The sequence below is a fragment of the Acinetobacter sp. V104_13 genome, from assembly GCF_031798995.1.
GTDB classification, from domain to species: Bacteria; Pseudomonadota; Gammaproteobacteria; order Pseudomonadales; family Moraxellaceae; genus Acinetobacter; species Acinetobacter pittii.
Window position 1 is genome coordinate 198706 of record NZ_JAVQNP010000021.1, and the last position, 17315, is coordinate 216020.

Annotated in this window: 17 protein-coding genes; 10 read left to right on the plus strand and 7 right to left on the minus strand. The window is 39.5% G+C overall.

Going from position 1 to position 17315, the window contains the following annotated elements; translation table 11 throughout:
- Positions 1 to 135 precede the first annotated feature (135 nt).
- Positions 136 to 1524 carry an amino acid permease gene (locus RMB06_RS06865; RefSeq protein ID WP_311078900.1) on the minus strand — a complete coding sequence of 463 codons (1389 nt, stop codon included), beginning with the start codon at positions 1522 to 1524 and terminating at the stop codon, positions 136 to 138.
- Between the two features lie 356 nt (positions 1525 to 1880).
- Here RMB06_RS06865 and fahA point away from each other — a divergent pair, with 356 nt between their 5' ends.
- The 4 genes from fahA to RMB06_RS06885 all read left to right on the plus strand — a co-directional run bounded on the left by fahA (position 1881) and on the right by RMB06_RS06885 (position 5447).
- Entirely contained in the window at positions 1881 to 3188 is a 1308-nt protein-coding gene (gene fahA / locus RMB06_RS06870) for a fumarylacetoacetase (protein WP_311078901.1), read from the plus strand.
- The gene (gene maiA / locus RMB06_RS06875; RefSeq protein WP_005066626.1) at positions 3175 to 3807 is read left to right on the plus strand and encodes a maleylacetoacetate isomerase; all 633 of its coding nucleotides are present in this window, start codon (positions 3175 to 3177) and stop codon (positions 3805 to 3807) included. The genes fahA and maiA overlap by 14 nt, the downstream gene beginning before the upstream one ends.
- Before the next feature lie 17 nt (positions 3808 to 3824).
- Positions 3825 to 4373: a VOC family protein gene (locus RMB06_RS06880; RefSeq protein ID WP_002119119.1), complete on the plus strand. Its 549-nt coding sequence runs from the start codon at positions 3825 to 3827 to the stop codon at positions 4371 to 4373.
- 294 nt (positions 4374 to 4667) lie between these two features.
- Positions 4668 to 5447 (plus strand): IclR family transcriptional regulator, encoded by a 780-nt coding sequence (locus RMB06_RS06885; protein WP_002119135.1) that lies wholly within the window; start codon positions 4668 to 4670, stop codon positions 5445 to 5447.
- A gap of 71 nt (positions 5448 to 5518) precedes the next feature.
- Here the strand turns inward: RMB06_RS06885 and hppD are convergent, their stop codons facing one another.
- Positions 5519 to 6574: a 4-hydroxyphenylpyruvate dioxygenase gene (gene hppD / locus RMB06_RS06890; protein ID WP_005066617.1), complete on the minus strand. Its 1056-nt coding sequence runs from the start codon at positions 6572 to 6574 to the stop codon at positions 5519 to 5521.
- Positions 6575 to 7102: 528 nt separating this feature from the next.
- Here hppD and RMB06_RS06895 point away from each other — a divergent pair.
- A complete protein-coding gene (locus RMB06_RS06895) occupies positions 7103 to 7573 on the plus strand; it encodes a DUF523 domain-containing protein (protein ID WP_068929670.1) in 471 nt (156 codons plus the stop codon).
- Positions 7574 to 7593: 20 nt separating this feature from the next.
- Here the strand turns inward: RMB06_RS06895 and RMB06_RS06900 are convergent, their stop codons facing one another.
- The 3 genes from RMB06_RS06900 to pncA all read right to left on the minus strand — a co-directional run bounded on the left by RMB06_RS06900 (position 7594) and on the right by pncA (position 10750).
- Positions 7594 to 8937 carry an MATE family efflux transporter gene (locus RMB06_RS06900; protein ID WP_057090030.1) on the minus strand — a complete coding sequence of 448 codons (1344 nt, stop codon included), beginning with the start codon at positions 8935 to 8937 and terminating at the stop codon, positions 7594 to 7596.
- Positions 8938 to 9113: 176 nt separating this feature from the next.
- A complete protein-coding gene (locus RMB06_RS06905; protein WP_032006642.1) occupies positions 9114 to 10052 on the minus strand; it encodes a bile acid:sodium symporter family protein in 939 nt (312 codons plus the stop codon).
- Positions 10053 to 10105: 53 nt separating this feature from the next.
- Complete coding sequence (pncA, locus tag RMB06_RS06910; RefSeq protein ID WP_311078905.1) at positions 10106 to 10750, minus strand: bifunctional nicotinamidase/pyrazinamidase; 645 nt, start codon at positions 10748 to 10750, stop codon at positions 10106 to 10108.
- Positions 10751 to 11078: 328 nt separating this feature from the next.
- On the opposite strand from pncA, the gene dapA reads away from it, so the two are divergent.
- The 5 genes from dapA to RMB06_RS06935 all read left to right on the plus strand — a co-directional run bounded on the left by dapA (position 11079) and on the right by RMB06_RS06935 (position 14727).
- Positions 11079 to 11972, plus strand: a complete 894-nt coding sequence (gene dapA / locus RMB06_RS06915; RefSeq protein WP_002119253.1) for a 4-hydroxy-tetrahydrodipicolinate synthase — start codon at positions 11079 to 11081, stop codon at positions 11970 to 11972.
- Positions 11973 to 11987: 15 nt separating this feature from the next.
- A complete protein-coding gene (locus RMB06_RS06920; RefSeq protein ID WP_002119179.1) occupies positions 11988 to 12590 on the plus strand; it encodes a hypothetical protein in 603 nt (200 codons plus the stop codon).
- Between the two features lie 36 nt (positions 12591 to 12626).
- Positions 12627 to 13346, plus strand: a complete 720-nt coding sequence (gene purC / locus RMB06_RS06925) for a phosphoribosylaminoimidazolesuccinocarboxamide synthase (RefSeq protein ID WP_002119240.1) — start codon at positions 12627 to 12629, stop codon at positions 13344 to 13346.
- A 191-nt stretch (positions 13347 to 13537) separates the two neighbouring features.
- Positions 13538 to 13741, plus strand: coding sequence for a hypothetical protein (locus RMB06_RS06930; RefSeq protein ID WP_002119286.1), 204 nt, complete (start codon positions 13538 to 13540; stop codon positions 13739 to 13741).
- 149 nt (positions 13742 to 13890) lie between these two features.
- The gene (locus RMB06_RS06935; protein ID WP_002119112.1) at positions 13891 to 14727 is read left to right on the plus strand and encodes a formate/nitrite transporter family protein; all 837 of its coding nucleotides are present in this window, start codon (positions 13891 to 13893) and stop codon (positions 14725 to 14727) included.
- 13 nt (positions 14728 to 14740) lie between these two features.
- Here RMB06_RS06935 and RMB06_RS06940 read toward each other — a convergent pair whose 3' ends face one another.
- Positions 14741 to 16006, minus strand: coding sequence for a replication-associated recombination protein A (locus tag RMB06_RS06940; RefSeq protein ID WP_017481876.1), 1266 nt, complete (start codon positions 16004 to 16006; stop codon positions 14741 to 14743).
- A 105-nt stretch (positions 16007 to 16111) separates the two neighbouring features.
- Positions 16112 to 17284 carry a PQQ-dependent sugar dehydrogenase gene (locus tag RMB06_RS06945; protein ID WP_311078910.1) on the minus strand — a complete coding sequence of 391 codons (1173 nt, stop codon included), beginning with the start codon at positions 17282 to 17284 and terminating at the stop codon, positions 16112 to 16114.
- Positions 17285 to 17315: the final 31 nt, after the last annotated feature.

The window sequence follows — 17315 nt, forward strand, 5'->3', positions numbered from 1 at the left end:
GGAAAATTGCTCATCATTAAATTAATGAAATGTTATATTATAACAATAATAAAATCCTTTAATTTCTGTTGCGAAATTTTAAAAATAAAAAGGACGCCTGTCAGACGTCCTTTTTAGATACAACTCAATAACTTATTAAATATCTGCTTTTAAGGCAGGTATAGACTGCTCAGCTTTTAATTTTCGGCGTTTAAATTGGTAAGCCACCATCAAACACAAGATCCAGCCAGGAATCATCATGACCGCAACACGCATATCTGGTGTTAAAGACATCACGACCAAAATACCCAGCATAAACAGTATGCATAGATAGTTGCTAAACGGATACATAAAGCTTGGGAACTTTGTTGTTTGCCCTTGGCGCTGCATATATTTGCGGAATTTTAAATGCGTCCATGAAATTACAACCCAGTTAATTACAATCGCTGCAACCACAAGCATCATGAGTAAACCAAATGCTTTTTCAGGGAAAATATAGTTTAACAGTACACATAAAATAGTGACTGCCGCAGAAAGGATCACTGCATTGGTTGGAATACCGCGTTTATTAATACGTGCAAATACTTTTGGTGCATTTCCTTGTTGCGCAAGGCCTAACAACATACGGCTACTGCAATAACTTGTCCCGTTATAAACTGAAACCGCTGCTGTCAAAATGACAAAGTTCAATAACGTTGCAATGCCTTGGCTATCTAAAGAAGCAAATACCATCACAAATGGACTGCCGCCTTGTGCCATCTGGTTCCATGGGAACAGCGAGAATAAAACAAAAAGCGTCGCAATATAGAAAATCAAAATACGGTAAATAATTTGATTCACAGCTTTAGGTAAAGTTTTATCAGGGTCACGTGCTTCAGCTGCAGTAATACCGAAAAGCTCAATACCACCGAAAGCAAAAATAATGACTGCCATTGCCATCACTAAGCCTTCAACGCCAAACGGGAAGAAACCGCCAAGTGCCCAAAGGTTCGAAATGCTTGCCTGTGGACCTGCTGTGCCTGTTGCAAGTAGATATGAACCAAAGCCAATCATTGCAAGAATTGCTAAGATTTTGACAATAGAAAACCAAAATTCCATTTCGCCAAAAAACTTAACGTGTAGCAGATTAATGCCATTAATTAAGACAAAGAAAGTTAAAGCAGATGCCCACGTCGGGATTTGCGGCCACCAATATTGAATGTAAAGACCAATTGCGCTTAGTTCTGCCATACAGACGAGTACATTGAGTACCCAATAGTTCCATCCTGACATGAACCCTGCAAATGGTCCCCAATATTTGTAGGCAAAATGACTAAAAGAACCACTGACTGGCTCTTCAACTACCATTTCACCAAGCTGACGCATCATTAAAAAAGCAATAAATCCTGCAATGGCATAACCGAGGATGACCGATGGACCTGCTAATTTAATCGATTGTGATATACCAAGAAAAAGCCCTGTGCCAATCGCCCCACCCAATGCAATAAGCTGGATGTGCCGATTACTCAAACCATGTTTCAGGTTTCCTTGCTCTTGTGCTGACATATGATTATTCTCATCCGTGTCACGTAATTTTTTTCCAATAAATTACGTATATCATAAATTGATCAAACTTTCATAGAGATTCATGAAAAAATAATTGCGTGACTTTTCTCATGACCGCGAATGAAAACAGAAAATACAAGAAATGACAATTATTATGAAATGTGTAATTAAATTATGTATTGCGTAATTTGATGAATTCAGTATTATAGAGACATGAAGCAATTGGTTGTGCTCGGTCTATATCAAACTCATAAGACAAAAGATGATCTAAGCAAAGGTTAAAACTTATTGAGTAGCTCAGTCCTAGACCGAACTTTTATTTGTATAAGACCCGAGATAAAGACAAGGAAGCGAAAATGGAACAAAAACTAAACTCTTTTATTGAAGTTTCACCTCAATCAGATTTCACTATTCATAATTTGCCTTACGGTGTTTTTAGCAGAGCTAACGAAAGTGAGCGTCAAGTTGGTGTAGCTATTGGTGATTGGGTGATTGATCTCGCTGCTCTTGAAAAGCACGGTCTTTTAAAACTTTCAGAACAAGACACATACTTTAACCAGCCTACTCTGAATAAATTTATCGATTCTGGCAAAGCCAACTGGTCAAAAGTTCGTAAGACACTACAGTCTCTTCTCTCGGTTGAAAATTTAACGCTTCAAGAAAATGAAGCATTGCGTCAGGAAGTTTTGGTTAAGCAAGACAGCGTTACTTTGCATTTACCACTTCAAGTATCTGGTTATACCGATTTCTATTCTTCTAAAGAACATGCGACCAATGTAGGCTGTATGTTCCGCGACCCTAAAAATGCTTTACTGCCAAACTGGACTGAATTGCCTGTTGGTTACAATGGCCGTGCTAGTTCTGTTGTCGTCAGTGGCACTCAAGTCGTACGTCCATCTGGACAAATTAAACTTCCAAATGAAGAGCGCCCAGTTTTCTCAGCTACGCGTAAACTCGATTTCGAACTTGAAACAGCCTTTGTTATTGGTAAACCAACAGAGCTTGGCCAGCCAATCTCAATTGAAAATGCTTGGGATCATATTTTTGGAATGGTATTACTCAATGACTGGTCAGCACGCGATATCCAGCAATGGGAATATGTGCCTCTAGGCCCTTTCAATTCAAAATCATTTGCTAGTGCCATCTCACCTTGGGTAGTCACACTTGAAGCACTTGAGCCATTTAAAGTGGAAGGCCCAAAACAAGAGCCTAAACCTTTAGCGTATCTACAAGAAAATATCGCGAATAGTTATGACATTAATTTGAGTGTTGAAATTCAAAGCCCGAAATCGGCACAAGCTGACGTGATTTGCCAAACTAATTTCAAATATATGTACTGGTCTATGGCTCAACAGCTTACTCACCACACCATTGGCGGCTGTAATGTTCAGGTTGGTGATTTAATGGGTTCAGGTACCATTTCAGGTTCTACACCTGACTCTTATGGCAGCTTGCTTGAGCTTACATGGAACACCACCAAGCCTTTAACACTTGCCAATGGTGAAACTCGTGGTTTCTTGCAAGACGGCGATACCCTGATCATGAAAGGTCATTGTGAGAAAAATGGTATTCGCATTGGCTTCGGTGAAGTTCGAAATACAGTCCTTCCTGCATTAAATTTCGATTTTGCAGAAACTTCGGAGCCTGACTATGAAGCTGTATAGTTACTTTCGTAGCTCTGCAGCCTACAGAGTACGGATTGGTCTGAACATTAAAGGTTTAGCTTATGAGACTGTTCCGGTTCATCTAGTAAAAAACGAACAGCAAAGCGAAGACTATTTAAAGTTAAACCGTAGTGCTCTGGTCCCGACTTTAATTGACGGCGATTTAACCTTGTCTCAATCGTTAAGTATTTTGGAATATCTGGATGAACAATATCCAGAAACCAAATTACTTCCAAGTGATGTGCAAGAGAGAGCCAAAATCCGTGCTTTTGCTCAAGCAATCGCTTGCGATATTCATCCATTAAATAACTTACGCGTACTGAAATATTTAAAAAATGACTTAAATGTTTCAGACGAACAAAAAAATTATTGGTATCAGCACTGGATTATTGAAGGCTTTCAAAATCTCGAACAGCTACTTCAAGATTCAAATGGACAATTTTGCTTTGGACAACAAGCAACAATTGCCGATTGCTGCCTGATTCCACAGGTCTACAACGCGAAACGCTTCAAGATTGATTTATCTGCGTTTCCAAAAATTGAATCGATTTATCACCATTGTTTGTCTATCCCAGCCTTTTATAACGCGGCGCCAGAACAACAACCAGATTGGGAATAGTAAAAAGGAGTTTTAATATGACATTTGCCATTAAAAAAATACATCACGTTGCATATCGTTGTAAGGATGCGAAAGAAACTGTTGAGTGGTATAAAAAAATGCTCAACATGGACTTTATTTTAGCTTTTGCTGAAGACCATGTGCCGTCAACTAAAGCTTTTGACCCATATATGCATTTATTCTTAGATGCTGGTCAAGGTAACGTTTTGGCATTTTTTGAATTGCCAACTCAACCAGAAATGGGTCGAGATGAAAATACGCCTCAATGGGTACAGCATATTGCTTTTGAAGTTGAAGACTTAAATGCGTTGATGGCTGCCAAGCAACATTTAGAAGAAAATGGCGTGAAAGTCTTAGGTGTAACTAACCATGGCATTTTCCACTCAATTTACTTCTTTGACCCAAATGGTCATCGTTTAGAACTGACTTATAATGATGCTCATGCTGAAGAAAAAATTGCAAAAATTACTGAAGAAATGAAAACTGAAATGTTAGAGGAATGGAGCAAAACCAAACGCGCTCCACACCACACTCATTTCTTACATGAAGAAGAGTTAGGAACCTAATTTTTAAAGAGCGCACTAAAAAATCGGCATTGATTAGAATTGTTTTAAGATCAGTTCTATATCAATGCCGATTTATATTATTTAAAACCGCTAAATTTCTAGAAAATTGCGCTATAAATAAGTAAATAGTGATTTTAGAAAATTGTTGGTTATTAAACATGTCAATTTCGCTAATAGAAAAAGGTGATTTCTATTTTTCACTAGGCTCAGGCATGATGTAAAACGCGCCAATTTCAATTTATGTTTTGATCGTCACTTTTTAACAGCTGAAGTAAATTTATTAAGGGTATTTAAATGATTGAAGAAAAAGTATCTGGGGGGGTTCAATCACTTGAAGTCGGTTTATCTGTACTAAACGCCCTTTTGGAACACAATCAACCTATTATTCTCAAAGATCTATCGAGCAAGCTAGAAATGCATCCTGCCAAGGTTCACCGCTATCTGGTCAGCCTTATTCGTATGGAATATGCAAAACAGCTTGATGATGGGCAATATGCTTTAGGTGATCAGGCATGGCGCTTAGGTCTCAACTGTGTTCAACATAGCGACACACTACAGCTGGTACAGCATTTAATTTACGACCTACAAAACAAAATTGGTTGCGGTATACAAATTAGTAAATGGTCACCAAAAGGCCCTGTCGTGGTTCAATCGATTGAATCAAACCACCCTATTTCGATTGTGACTAAAGTCGGCTCGATTATGCCTTTAGTCAATTCTGCTGCGGGACGTCTATTTGCTTCTTATCTTCCAGAACATTTTGTTCGTCCCTTAATGGAAGCAGAATGGCAAAAGCATCAAGAACTTGGTCTGCACATCGCACCACAAAACTGGCAAGCATTTACAGAGCTTAAAGACACTATTCGCCAGCAACAAATGTCGGCAGCGAAAGGCGATTTATTGACAGGAATTAATGCGGTAGGTTTACCTGTGTTTAATTCAAACCAAAGCATCGAGTTTTGTATTGTCGCACTGGATAGCGAAATGTTTTTACCAGTCGACCCTCATAGTAAAACGATTGAAATCTTGAAAAATGAAGTGAATCTCATCAATCAATATATTAAAAGTCGGTAATCAATAGCCATAAAAAAACCAAGAGATCAAACTCTTGGTTTTTTTAAGATCAGGAATAAAGCTCAGCTTATTTATTTAGTTTCTAAAACACCACGGCGAATCTGGTCACGTTCAATCGACTCAAATAACGCTTTGAAGTTACCTTCACCAAAGCCATCATCATCTTTACGTTGAATAAATTCAAAGAAAACTGGACCAATCATGTTTTCAGAGAAAATTTGCAATAAAAGCTTTTTCTGACCGTCTTTAGTATTACCATCAAGCAAAATACCGCGCTGTTTTAATTCATCAGTCGGTTCACCATGCTCAGGTAAACGATCTTCTAGCATTTCATAATACGTATTTGGCGGCGGTGTCATAAATTTCAGACCAAGGCCTTTTAACTTATCCCAAGTCGAGATTAAGTCATCACAAATAAACGCGATATGCTGAATACCTTCGCCATTAAAGTCAGATAGGAACTCTGCAATTTGGCCGTTTCCTTTGTCAGAATCTTCGTTTAACGGAATACGGATCTTACCGTCTGGTGCTGTTAATGCTTTAGACGTTAAACCTGTATATTCACCTTTAATATCAAAGTAGCGAATTTCTTGGAAGTTAAAGATTTTTTCATAGAAGTTTGCCCAATACTCCATACGGCCTTTGTAGACGTTATGAGTTAGGTGGTCAATTTCGTTTAAGCCTGCCCCTACTGGACGTTTCTCCGCATCATCAAAGAAAACAAAGTCATTTTCATAAATATCACGGTCAACTAAAAAGATTGGCATACCACCAATACCTTTAATTGCCGGAATGTTGAGCTCCATTGGCCCAACTTTTGAATACATTGGTTCAGCACCAAGCTCTACCGCTTTTTGGAAAGCTTTTGCTGCATCACGTGTTTTAAAACCCATCGCACAAGCAGATGGACCATGTTCATTAAAGAAGAATGAAGCATAAGATTCTGGCTGATAATTCAGGATAATATTGATATTTCCTTGACGCCATAAGTACGCTTCTTTCGATTTATGCTTGGCTACTTTTGAAAAGCCGATTGTCTCAAAAATTGGATCTAATTCATTTTCTTTTGAAACAAACTCAATAAATGCAAAACCGCATAATTCTAATGGGTTCTCTAAAATATCCATCTAGTTTCCCTCTGGTGATTACCTGTTCCGTTTATCTCTATTGCTGATGAACTCAGCTCCTTTCTCTATAGAATACGTAATCATTGGGTGAGTATTTGAACCGTCAAAATGCCTTAACCCAACGCATCCTATGAGAAAAAAACGAGTCATTAAAACGAAGATATGATGAGCGTAGAGCCTTTAATGATTAATTTCCGTTCCATGTGGCGTTTGTTTTCCATACACACTGTCCTTTGTTATCTAAAAGTACGATTGAGATTTTTCAATAAACTCTTAAAAATCGTCTTTTCCTAAAAATCATTTATAGATTTATGGAGACCAACATCCTTGTTGGATCTCCAATGGCCATTTACCTTGAATTAGATGCTACTAAAAACAAATAAATTATGCAATACATAACTTAATTATGAATTGCATAATTTTGGTAATCTTTTAATTTGCCTGTTTTTAAAATCAATTGTCATATTCGATATTCTGTTTATGATTCTTTATCTTCAAAAATCTCTCTTGCTTTGAGTTTGGAAAACTATGCTTTTAGTCAGCGCATGTTTAATTGGTGAACCTGTTCGATATGATGGTAAATCCTGTCCAAATACCCGACTTAAGCAGCTATTAATCAATAAAAAAGCCCAAGCATTATGCCCAGAGCTATTAGGTGGTTTTACCACTCCCCGTTTACCCGCAGAAATTGTGGGCGGAACAGGTCAAGATGTGCTTGATGGCAAAGCAAGAATTACTGATTCATCTGGTTTAGATGTGACAGAGTTATATTTAAAAGGTGCTTACCGCACCCTAGAAGTTGCACAGCAAATAAAAGCAACTTGTGTGGTTTTAAAAGAGAATAGCCCATCTTGTGGTAGTCAAAAAATTTATAACGGTACTTTTCAAGGTGAGAAAATTACGGGAGTTGGAATCACCACGGCGCTTTTGCAGCGCCATGGCTTTGAAGTAATTTCTGAAAATGAGATTGAAGATTGGTTAGTAGAACATCCTCTTTAAGAGTGTGTTGATCTACCTAATCAAAAACCTCTTAATTGTTTTCTAAAATGGAAACAGATGGCACTCATTAGACAAGCCACTAAATAACTTATGGCAGCCATCCACCAGAAGCCATAAATTCCCATCGCAGAAATCGAGATATCCTGCCAATGCAGTCCTTTATAGGCCATCCACCAACCACCGCCTAATCCGAAACATAACACCACGACCAAGAAAATCAGCATTGGTAAAATCGACACATCCCAACAACGCAGCAAAGAGGTCAATAACGTCATTAAGCCATCTAGAAAGTGAGACAGACACACAATCAACAACAACGATGCAGCCAAAATCTGCACGGCCAAATCGTCTGAATATAACGTGACAATTAAGTCCCTCTCCAGCCATAAACCCAGAGATAGACTGCCACTCACTGCCATAATCACCCATATACTTTGTCTGGCAATTTTGTTTGCTTCTTGCATGTTCCCGCTGCCCATAGATCGTGACACCAAAATGCTATAGGCCGAGGCAATTGATGAAGGAAAAATAAACATGAACCCGCCAGTGCTTGCGACAATTTGATGGGCTGCTGACACTACACTCCCAAAAGGCAAAATCAGAATGGCAACCGAACAAAATGCAACGACGTCCATCAACGCCATGATCGCAGTCGGTATACCTATTTTTAAAATCATACGCAGACTTTGGCAGCTATCTTCAACTGACTGCTCTGGTTGTTCAATAAAGATGTATCCTTTCTCTAGGAAAAACAGGTAATAAATAGCCAGCATAAACCACCGTACAATAAGGGTGGCTAACAAAGCCCCTATCGCACCGAGTGGCGGAATTGAAAATGAAGCGACACCATAAATCAAAAGATAGGACAAAATAATTTTAAGAATGAAGAAAATACTATCTGATAGTAAAACCTTATGCGCATTTTCAGTGACCTGAGACAAAGCTGTAAATAAGCGCATCAGTAAATGGGCAGGTAAAATAAATACCAAAAGCCAAATACAGTTTTTAGTAATTGACACAACATGTTCAGATGCACCAAATAATTTTGGTAAATCGCGGAACAAGTAAAGCAAGCCAATACTCAGCAATGCCGAACATAACATCAGCCAGATGCCTTGAATAAAAATTTGACGAATGCGTGGTATGTCATGGGAACCATAAGCTTCTGAAAGCTTGAGCATCACACCTTGCAGAATTCCCATACCAATGACATAAATCACTGTATATAAAGATAAGGTTACCGATAATGCTGCTACATGATCGTTACTAAAATGCCCTACATAAGCAATATCAATCAATCCACTTAAAACTAGAATTAAATTGCTTGAGAGCATGGGAATAAATAATTTAAAAATCTGATTCATCAAGGAAATGCCTTATTTTTCTTTACGATTTATACTCATATTCACGTTATTTTTAGTGCATAAATTCAAAGCAAAAGACATACCAGTTCTAGCTTTAGCTCCCCTAAAATATGCTTTAAATGAAAAGGCCAAACTATTCATTTGGCCTTCTTTCCTAATGAATGTTGTTTATACAGTTATTCTTGTTTGTGTTTACTTGCCCAATAAGTCGCAAGCGCAGGCCCAGAAATATTATGCCAAAGACTGAAAATTGCGCTTGGTACAGCTGTAATCGGAGAAGCAGCAAAATGGACTGCTGCAAGTGCAACACCTAAGCCTGAGTTTTGCATCCCCACCTCAATAGCAATCGCCTTACTGTCCGCATAAGGTAATTTAAAGAAACGCGCTGCGGTAAAACCTAATAAATATCCAAGCCCATTATGTAAGATCACCACTGCTAAAATAAGCAAACCAGACTGTAAAATTGCTGCTTTGCTTCCACCAATAATAGCTGCCACAATCGCTACAATTGCAATGACCGAAACTAAAGGCATCACTTGAATATAAGATTCGACCTGACGTTTAAGCCATGTTCTTAAAATCAAACCAACGATAATAGGTAGTAGCACCACCTGCAAAATCGAAATAAACATTGAAGCTGCATCAATCTTTAGCCATTGGCTGGCAAGCAGATAGAAAATCGCAGGGGTTAATACAGGTGCTAAAAGTGTTGATACCGATGTACAGGCTACCGATAAAGCCACATTGCCTTTGGCCATATAGGTAATCACATTTGAAGCCGTTCCCCCTGGGCAACAACCCACCAAAATGACCCCAACCGCAATTTCAGGCGGTAAATTAAATAATTTACATAAAACATATGCCAAGCCAGGCATTACGACAAACTGCGCTACCACCCCAATCAATACCGCTTTAGGGCTTTGTAATACTCCTTTAAAGTCATCGACGGTCATGGTCATTCCCATACCAAGCATAATAATGCCCAAAATCCATGGGATGTATGCTTTGAGCCAGACAAAAAGTTCAGGCTGCCATAGCGCTAATGCTGCAAAAACAATCACCCATAGGGCAAAAGTTTTTTGAATAAATTGGGTAAAGCGTAGGAATGCAGCCATACTTTCTATCCCTAAAAATTAAAATATGAAAGTTAAAAACCAGAGCAATATACTTAGCGCTTACTCAACAGATCAGTCGACTGAATACGGACAACACCTTGTTGTTGCATGGTTTGCCAAGCATGTTCTAACGAACCATTCAGATCAATCCCTTTACAAGCATCTTCAACCACTAAAGTTTTAAAACCTTGCTTAACTGCGTCTAAAGCAGTCCATGCTACACAAAAGTCCGTGGCAATTCCGACCACATAAACCGTATCAATACCGCGCTCTTTTAGATAACCCGTTAAACCCGTCGTTGTAGAGTGATCAGCTTCCATAAAAGCCGAGTAGCTATCAATATGAGCGTGAAAGCCTTTTCGAATAATCAGTTGAGCTGTCGGAATATTTAAATCAGGATGAAACTCGGCATCTTGAGTACCTTGTACACAATGCTTAGGCCAAAGCACCTGTGGTCCATAGTCGAGTTCAATGGTTTCAAATGGCTGCTTACCCAAATGATTGGCTGCAAAAGAGATATGATTATCCGGGTGCCAGTCCTGAGTCAGGACGACATTTTCAAAACAACCAGCAAGTTGGTTAATGGTTGGAATAATTATATCGGCATCGGCGACTGCTAAATTTCCACCCGGTGTAAAACCATTTTGTACATCAACTACGATTAAAACCGCATTTTGTGGTTGTTTATTCATTTTCATGTCATCTTCAATCCCAACTGGGAAATTGCATTCTATCTTGCCATAAAAAAAGCCCATATTAAGTAAGGCTCCGTCGAATCAAGTCGTATTGTTATGTTTACTGGGTATTCTTAGCGCGCAATAATGAAAACATCCTATCTTTTCCTCAAGTTTACATCGCGATTATCCGTTAGGCGTATTGTTCTTATGCGTCTGATCAGTCATAATTTGCATAATTGTCATTCAACAATCTGTTATTGTTAGAACTGGACAATCAAAATACTGCAACCATCCCACATTTTGTTTTTCTTACCTCAGATTCGGATGGATAAATAGGATATTTTTAAAAATGACTCAGCAAGCACAGACCATTCAAGGCTCAATCGTCGCAATCGTCACACCAATGTTGAAAGACGGCGGTGTAGATTGGAAGGGTCTTGAGAAGCTGGTTGAGTGGCACATAGAACAAGGTACAAACAGTATTGTAGCCGTCGGTACAACCGGCGAAGCCTCAACATTGAGCATGGAAGAGCACACACAGGTTATTAAAGAAATTATTCGTGTAGCCAATAAACGTATTCCAATTATTGCCGGTACTGGTGCAAACTCAACCCGTGAAGCAATCGAATTAACTAAAGCTGCTAAAGAGCTTGGCGCAGATGCTGCTTTACTTGTAACACCATATTATAACAAGCCAACCCAAGAAGGCCTTTACCAACACTATAAAGCGATTGCTGAAGCTGTTGAATTACCACTTATTCTCTATAACGTACCTGGTCGTACTGGCGTAGACCTTTCAAACGACACAGCTGTACGCTTAGCAGAGATCTCGAATATTGTTGGCATTAAAGATGCAACAGGTGATGTACCTCGTGGTAAAGCTTTAATTGAGGCGTTAAACGGCAAGATGGCTGTGTACTCAGGTGATGATGAAACAGCATGGGAACTAATGCTTCTTGGCGCTGACGGCAACATCTCGGTTACTGCAAATATTGCACCTAAAGCAATGAGTGAAGTATGTGCTGTTGCGATTGCCAAAGATGAACAACAAGCGAAGACGCTTAACAATAAGATTGCAAATTTACACAATATTCTATTTTGCGAATCAAACCCAATTCCTGTGAAATGGGCACTACATGAGATGGGACTGATTGATACTGGTATTCGCTTACCACTCACTCCTCTCGCTGAGCAATATCGCGAACCTCTCCGCAATGCCCTAAAAGATGCGGGAATTATTTAATAAGAGCAATTTATGATGCAATTACGTCTTGGTTTAGTCCTTGCAGTTTCAGCCTTAAGTTTAGCTGGTTGTGGTCGCTTCGCAATTAATAATCACTCTTTAGATTATAAAAATGCCAAGCAACTTGCCCCGCTTGAGTATCCTGCCGATGCAACTGTACGACCAGCGACACCTTTGTATCCTGCACCAACTGTAGAACAGCGCGCTATCGATAACGCACCGAAGTTTGAAAATAAGCGTGGCAACCGCTACGCACTGCCACGCCCTGAACAAACGCAAGGTAATGCGACACTAGATGCCTCTGCTCAAACGACGACTGCGCTTGGACGTCCTCAGCTTGTGACTGACGGTAATAAAAATCCGTTGTTAAAAGTTGATGGAAATACAGCCGAGATCTGGCAATACACCAAAGCTACGTTAAGTACTTTAAATTTCAACATCATCGCTCAAGGCAGTAATCAAGCGACGATTAAAGTAAATGACAATACTTATGTGCTTAAACTTACTGGTGTAGGTTCTAGTCATACTCTTGCTCTATTTAATGTAGATAACACTTTTGCAAGCCCAGATGTGGCTGCTGAAGTGTTAAACCAGATTTACCAAAATTGGCCAGCCTAGTCGTTTACTAGGCATTTTTTTTAAAAAGGTTCCCTCATGTTAAAACAAACCTTGCTCTATACTGGTAAAGCAAAATCTGTATATGAAACAGACAATGCCGACCATCTGATTTTAGTCTTTCGTGATGATGCCTCTGCGTTCAACGGCGAAAAAATCGAACAACTAGATCGTAAAGGCAAGGTGAACAACCGTTTTAACGCCTTCATCATGGAAAAACTTGCTGCTGCGGGTATTGAAACGCATTTTGAAAAATTGCTTTCTCCAACTGAAGTGCTTGTTAAAAAACTTCAAATGATTCCAGTTGAATGTGTAATTCGTAACTACGCAGCTGGTTCTCTATGCCGTCGCTTAGGTGTAGAAGAAGGTAAAGAGTTAACTCCTCCTACATTTGAATTGTTCTATAAAGATGACGGTCTAGGCGACCCAATGGTTAACGAATCTCAAGCGATTGCTTTAGGTTGGGCGACTGCTGAACAGTTAGAACAAATGAAAGTTTTAACTTATAAGGTAAACGATGTATTAAAAGCATTATTTGCTGAAGGCAACATGATTTTGGTGGACTTCAAGCTTGAATTCGGTGTTTTCCATGACCGCATCGTGCTTGGTGATGAGTTCTCTCCAGACGGCTGCCGTTTATGGGATAAAGACTCTAAGAAGAAACTCGACAAAGACCGTTTCCGTCAAGGTTTAGGCGGTGTTGTTGAAGCTTATGAAGAAGTTGCTGCTCGTTTAGGCGTAGATTTATCTGACATCTAATCAGTAAAACTTCATAAAAAAACCGGGCTAAAGCCCGGTTTTTTATATTCAGCGCCATGCACCCCAAACAATGTAGACAGATTTGTCTATTTCAATAAATTAACACTTGCATAATCTTAGTTTAAAACACTAAAATCTAAAAAAACACAAAGCACTTCACAATAATTAAATTTAAAAACTCGGATGAACCTATGGAATTATCTAAGCTTGAAAAGAGATTAATGAATCATCCAATCCATTTTGGTGAAAATCCTTTGGTCTTATTAAACAACTTTAGCACTTCTGCCTTAAAACAAGGCTGGAGTCAGGCAGAGATTGAATCTGTTATTGCTAAAGCCTCTCAAGGCGACTATATGGCACTCATCCGTACTTTAAGAGCTTATACTTTTCTTTGATTTTGTGATTGATGATCCAGCCATTGTGCATTCAATTTATAAAAAGACACATAAAGCTGTTATGAATAGACTAGATTTATCCTGAACACTGCCTTAACAATAAATAAAACAATAAATATAAGATATTTATACAGTGAGGAGTAAACCTGATGGACCATGAAATAGAGGAAAAGAAAGTCGAGAAAACTTTAAGCTGGCGTGAAAAAATGGCAGTCGAAGAACATGAGAAACTGTCACCCCGTCTGGTTTATGAAATTATCCGCCGTGATGGTGCCGAAGAGCTTGATCGTCCAACAACTGCATTGATCTTTTCAGGGATTGCCGCGGGTTTAGTCATCAGTTTTTCATTTGTATTTAAAGCGATTATTGCTGCTTATCTCCCAGCTGATGCAGTCTGGACCGATTTAATCACTAATGTTGGTTATACCATTGGGTTCTTGATCGCTATTTTGAGTCACATGCAACTCTTTACCGAGAATACTATCACCACAGTTGTGCCTTTATTTAATCCCTTTACTTTCGATAAATTACGAGCAGTGGGCCGCTTATGGGGCATTGTGATTCTATGCAACATCATTGGAACAGCTTTGGCGAGTTTATTTTTCCTAACTACTCACCTGTTTACGCCAGATATTGATAAAGCACTGGATGAACTCGCACATCATGTGGGCTCCTTTTCTGCCACTCAGAATCTGCTCAAAGGCATTATGTCAGGGCTGTTAATTGCTGCATTGGTCTGGATGTTGCCTTCAGTCAGTAATAAGTTTCTGCTCATCTTTTTCATGACGTATCTGATAGGACTGGGTGACTTTACCCATGTAGTGGTTGGTTCTACAGAAATGTCCTATCTGGTCTGGCAAGGAGAAGCTTCTATTAGCAAGTATCTGTTTACTTTCCTCATCCCTACCACTATCGGCAATATTATTGGCGGTACAGGCGTGTTTACTCTACTGATTTATGGTCAGGTCACTGAAGAGCTGGAATAGCATAAAGCAGGAACTATTGTTCCTGCTGCCATCTGCGTTGCTGTAAACGCTCACCTTCAACCTCACGCTTATTTCTTGCAGACTCATAGAGTTTGGTTCCCTTCAACTCAGGCGGCAAATAGTCTTGCAGCACAAAGTGCTCAGGGTAATCATGAGGATAGAGATAATTAATACCATAGCCTTGCTGTTTCATAAGCTTGGTTGGCGCATTTCTCAAATGCAAAGGCACAGGTAAATTTGCCGTTTTTTCAGCAAGTTCCAGAGCCTTATTAATCGCTAAATAAGTACTATTACTTTTTGCACTCGTTGCTAAGTAAACTGCTGTTTGACCTAGAATAATTCGAGCCTCAGGCATACCCACTGCTTGTACAGAGCGGAAACACTCACCTGCAAGCAATAGCGCATTTGGGTTGGAGTTTCCGATGTCTTCTGAGGCCGCAATCAGCATACGTCGTGCAATAAAAACCGGATCTTCTCCGCCTTTAAGCATACGAGCCATCCAATATAGAGTTGCATCTGGATCACTGCCACGAATTGATTTAATAAAGGCAGAAACAAGGTCGTAATGCTGCTCGCCCGATTTGTCATAACGCGCAATATTTTGCTGAGCGACTTTCACTACTACCGCATTGGTAATCGTGTTTTCAATTTCTGGTTCAAAGGTACTTGCAATCAAGTCCAGTAAATTAAGCGCTTTTCGAGCATCACCTGCTGCAAACTGAATCAGCGCATCATATTCTTCAATATGGATATAACGTTCTTTTAAGAATTTATCGCTTTGAAGTGCATTGTTGAGTAGTGTTTGAATTGCCTCACTGTCTAAACTATTTAAGGTATAGACCTGACAACGTGATAAAAGCGCACTATTGACTTCAAAAGATGGGTTTTCAGTGGTCGCACCAATTAAAGTAATTTTGCCTTTTTCAACTGCACCCAATAAAGCATCTTGCTGTGATTTATTAAAACGATGGATTTCGTCAATAAAAACTACAGGTGTCAGTAAATCACCACTTTCTGCAATCACTTCACGTAATTCTTTTACGCCCGTATTCAGCGCAGATAAGCTCACAAATGGACGGTCTATTGCCTGAGCCAAAAGCAAAGCAATTGTTGTTTTACCAACGCCTGGTGGTCCCCAAAAAATAATAGAAGGCAAATGACCCTGATCAATCATTTGACGTAAGGGCGCATGTTCACCTAATAAATGGTCTTGCCCAATAATTTCAGACAAGTCTCTTGGGCGCAGGCGTTCGGGAAGTGGAATATGGGTGTCTGACATCTCAAATGGCTTTATCGTCTTTTCACTATAGTCTATTGTGTCTCACAGAAATCTACAATTTGAATCTATGAGACACGTTCTTTATTTACAGGCTCTTGCTTAGCATTAAGAGGGTTTCTTACTCAGCTTGAGTAAACGCGCATTTGGGCCGTCTTCAATGACCCAAATCGAGCCGTCTTGTGCTTCACGCAATCCACGAATACGTTTTTTCATATCTAATCTTTGCACTTCTTTCACGGGTTTATGCTCTAAATCCACCACAATAATCGCTTCGGAAGATAACCCGCCAATTAAGGCTTTATTTTGCCATGCAGGAAATTGTTGTCCGCGATAAATGATCATACTCGATGGAGAGATAACAGGAGTCCAGTCAATTTCGGGTGCTTTAAACTCTGGCCGAGTGTGATGATCTGGAATAGGTTGGCCCGAATAGTGGTCTCCATTTGAAACGATTGGATAACCATAATTTTCACCTTTGGTAATAATATTAAGCTCATCACCACCTTTAGGCCCCATCTCAACCACCCACAACTGTCCTTGGCGGTCAAAAGCCATACCTAAAGGGTTACGGTGTCCAAGTGACCATATTTCAGCAGTAACCCCGCCTTGCTTATAAAAAGGGTTACCTACAGCCGCGGTGCCATCCTCATTTAAACGCAAGATTTTACCCAAGTTACTTTTCATGTTTTGGGCAGGATCAAACTTTTGTCGCTCACCTGAACTGACCCACAGCTTACCATCTGTACCAAAAAGCATGCGATGTCCATAATGGCCTTGTCCCGAGACTTTAGGTACTTGCTGCCAAATCTGCTTTATCTCGGTGAGTTTTGGCTGATTAGGATGAGATAAATCTAGTTTCGCACGTGAAATCACTGCGCCAGATCCACCTTGCCCTTTTGTCGCATAGCTGAGATAAACCCAATGATTCTTGGCAAAGTCAGGGTGTAAAATGACATCTCCTAAACCACCCTGTCCCCCATAGTTCACCGCTGGAACACCTTGCACGTCCAACATTTGCTTATTTTTTGGGTTAAAAATTTTTAATTTACCTTGCCGTTCAGTCACTAATAAACGCTGATCAGGCAGACTGGTCACAGCCCAAGGCTCATTAAAATGTGCGACTGCTTCAACCTGATAAGTTTGTTTGACAGCAACAGACTGATCTGCTTTTGCAGCCGTATTTTGTTCAGGATTTTTTGAATTGGTATTATTAGACCCACAGGCCATTAACAAAAAAAAGCTACTACATAATAAGGGGGCTGCTAATCGTCTCATCATTTTTATCTCCTTTTGTTTTTATTGTTATATA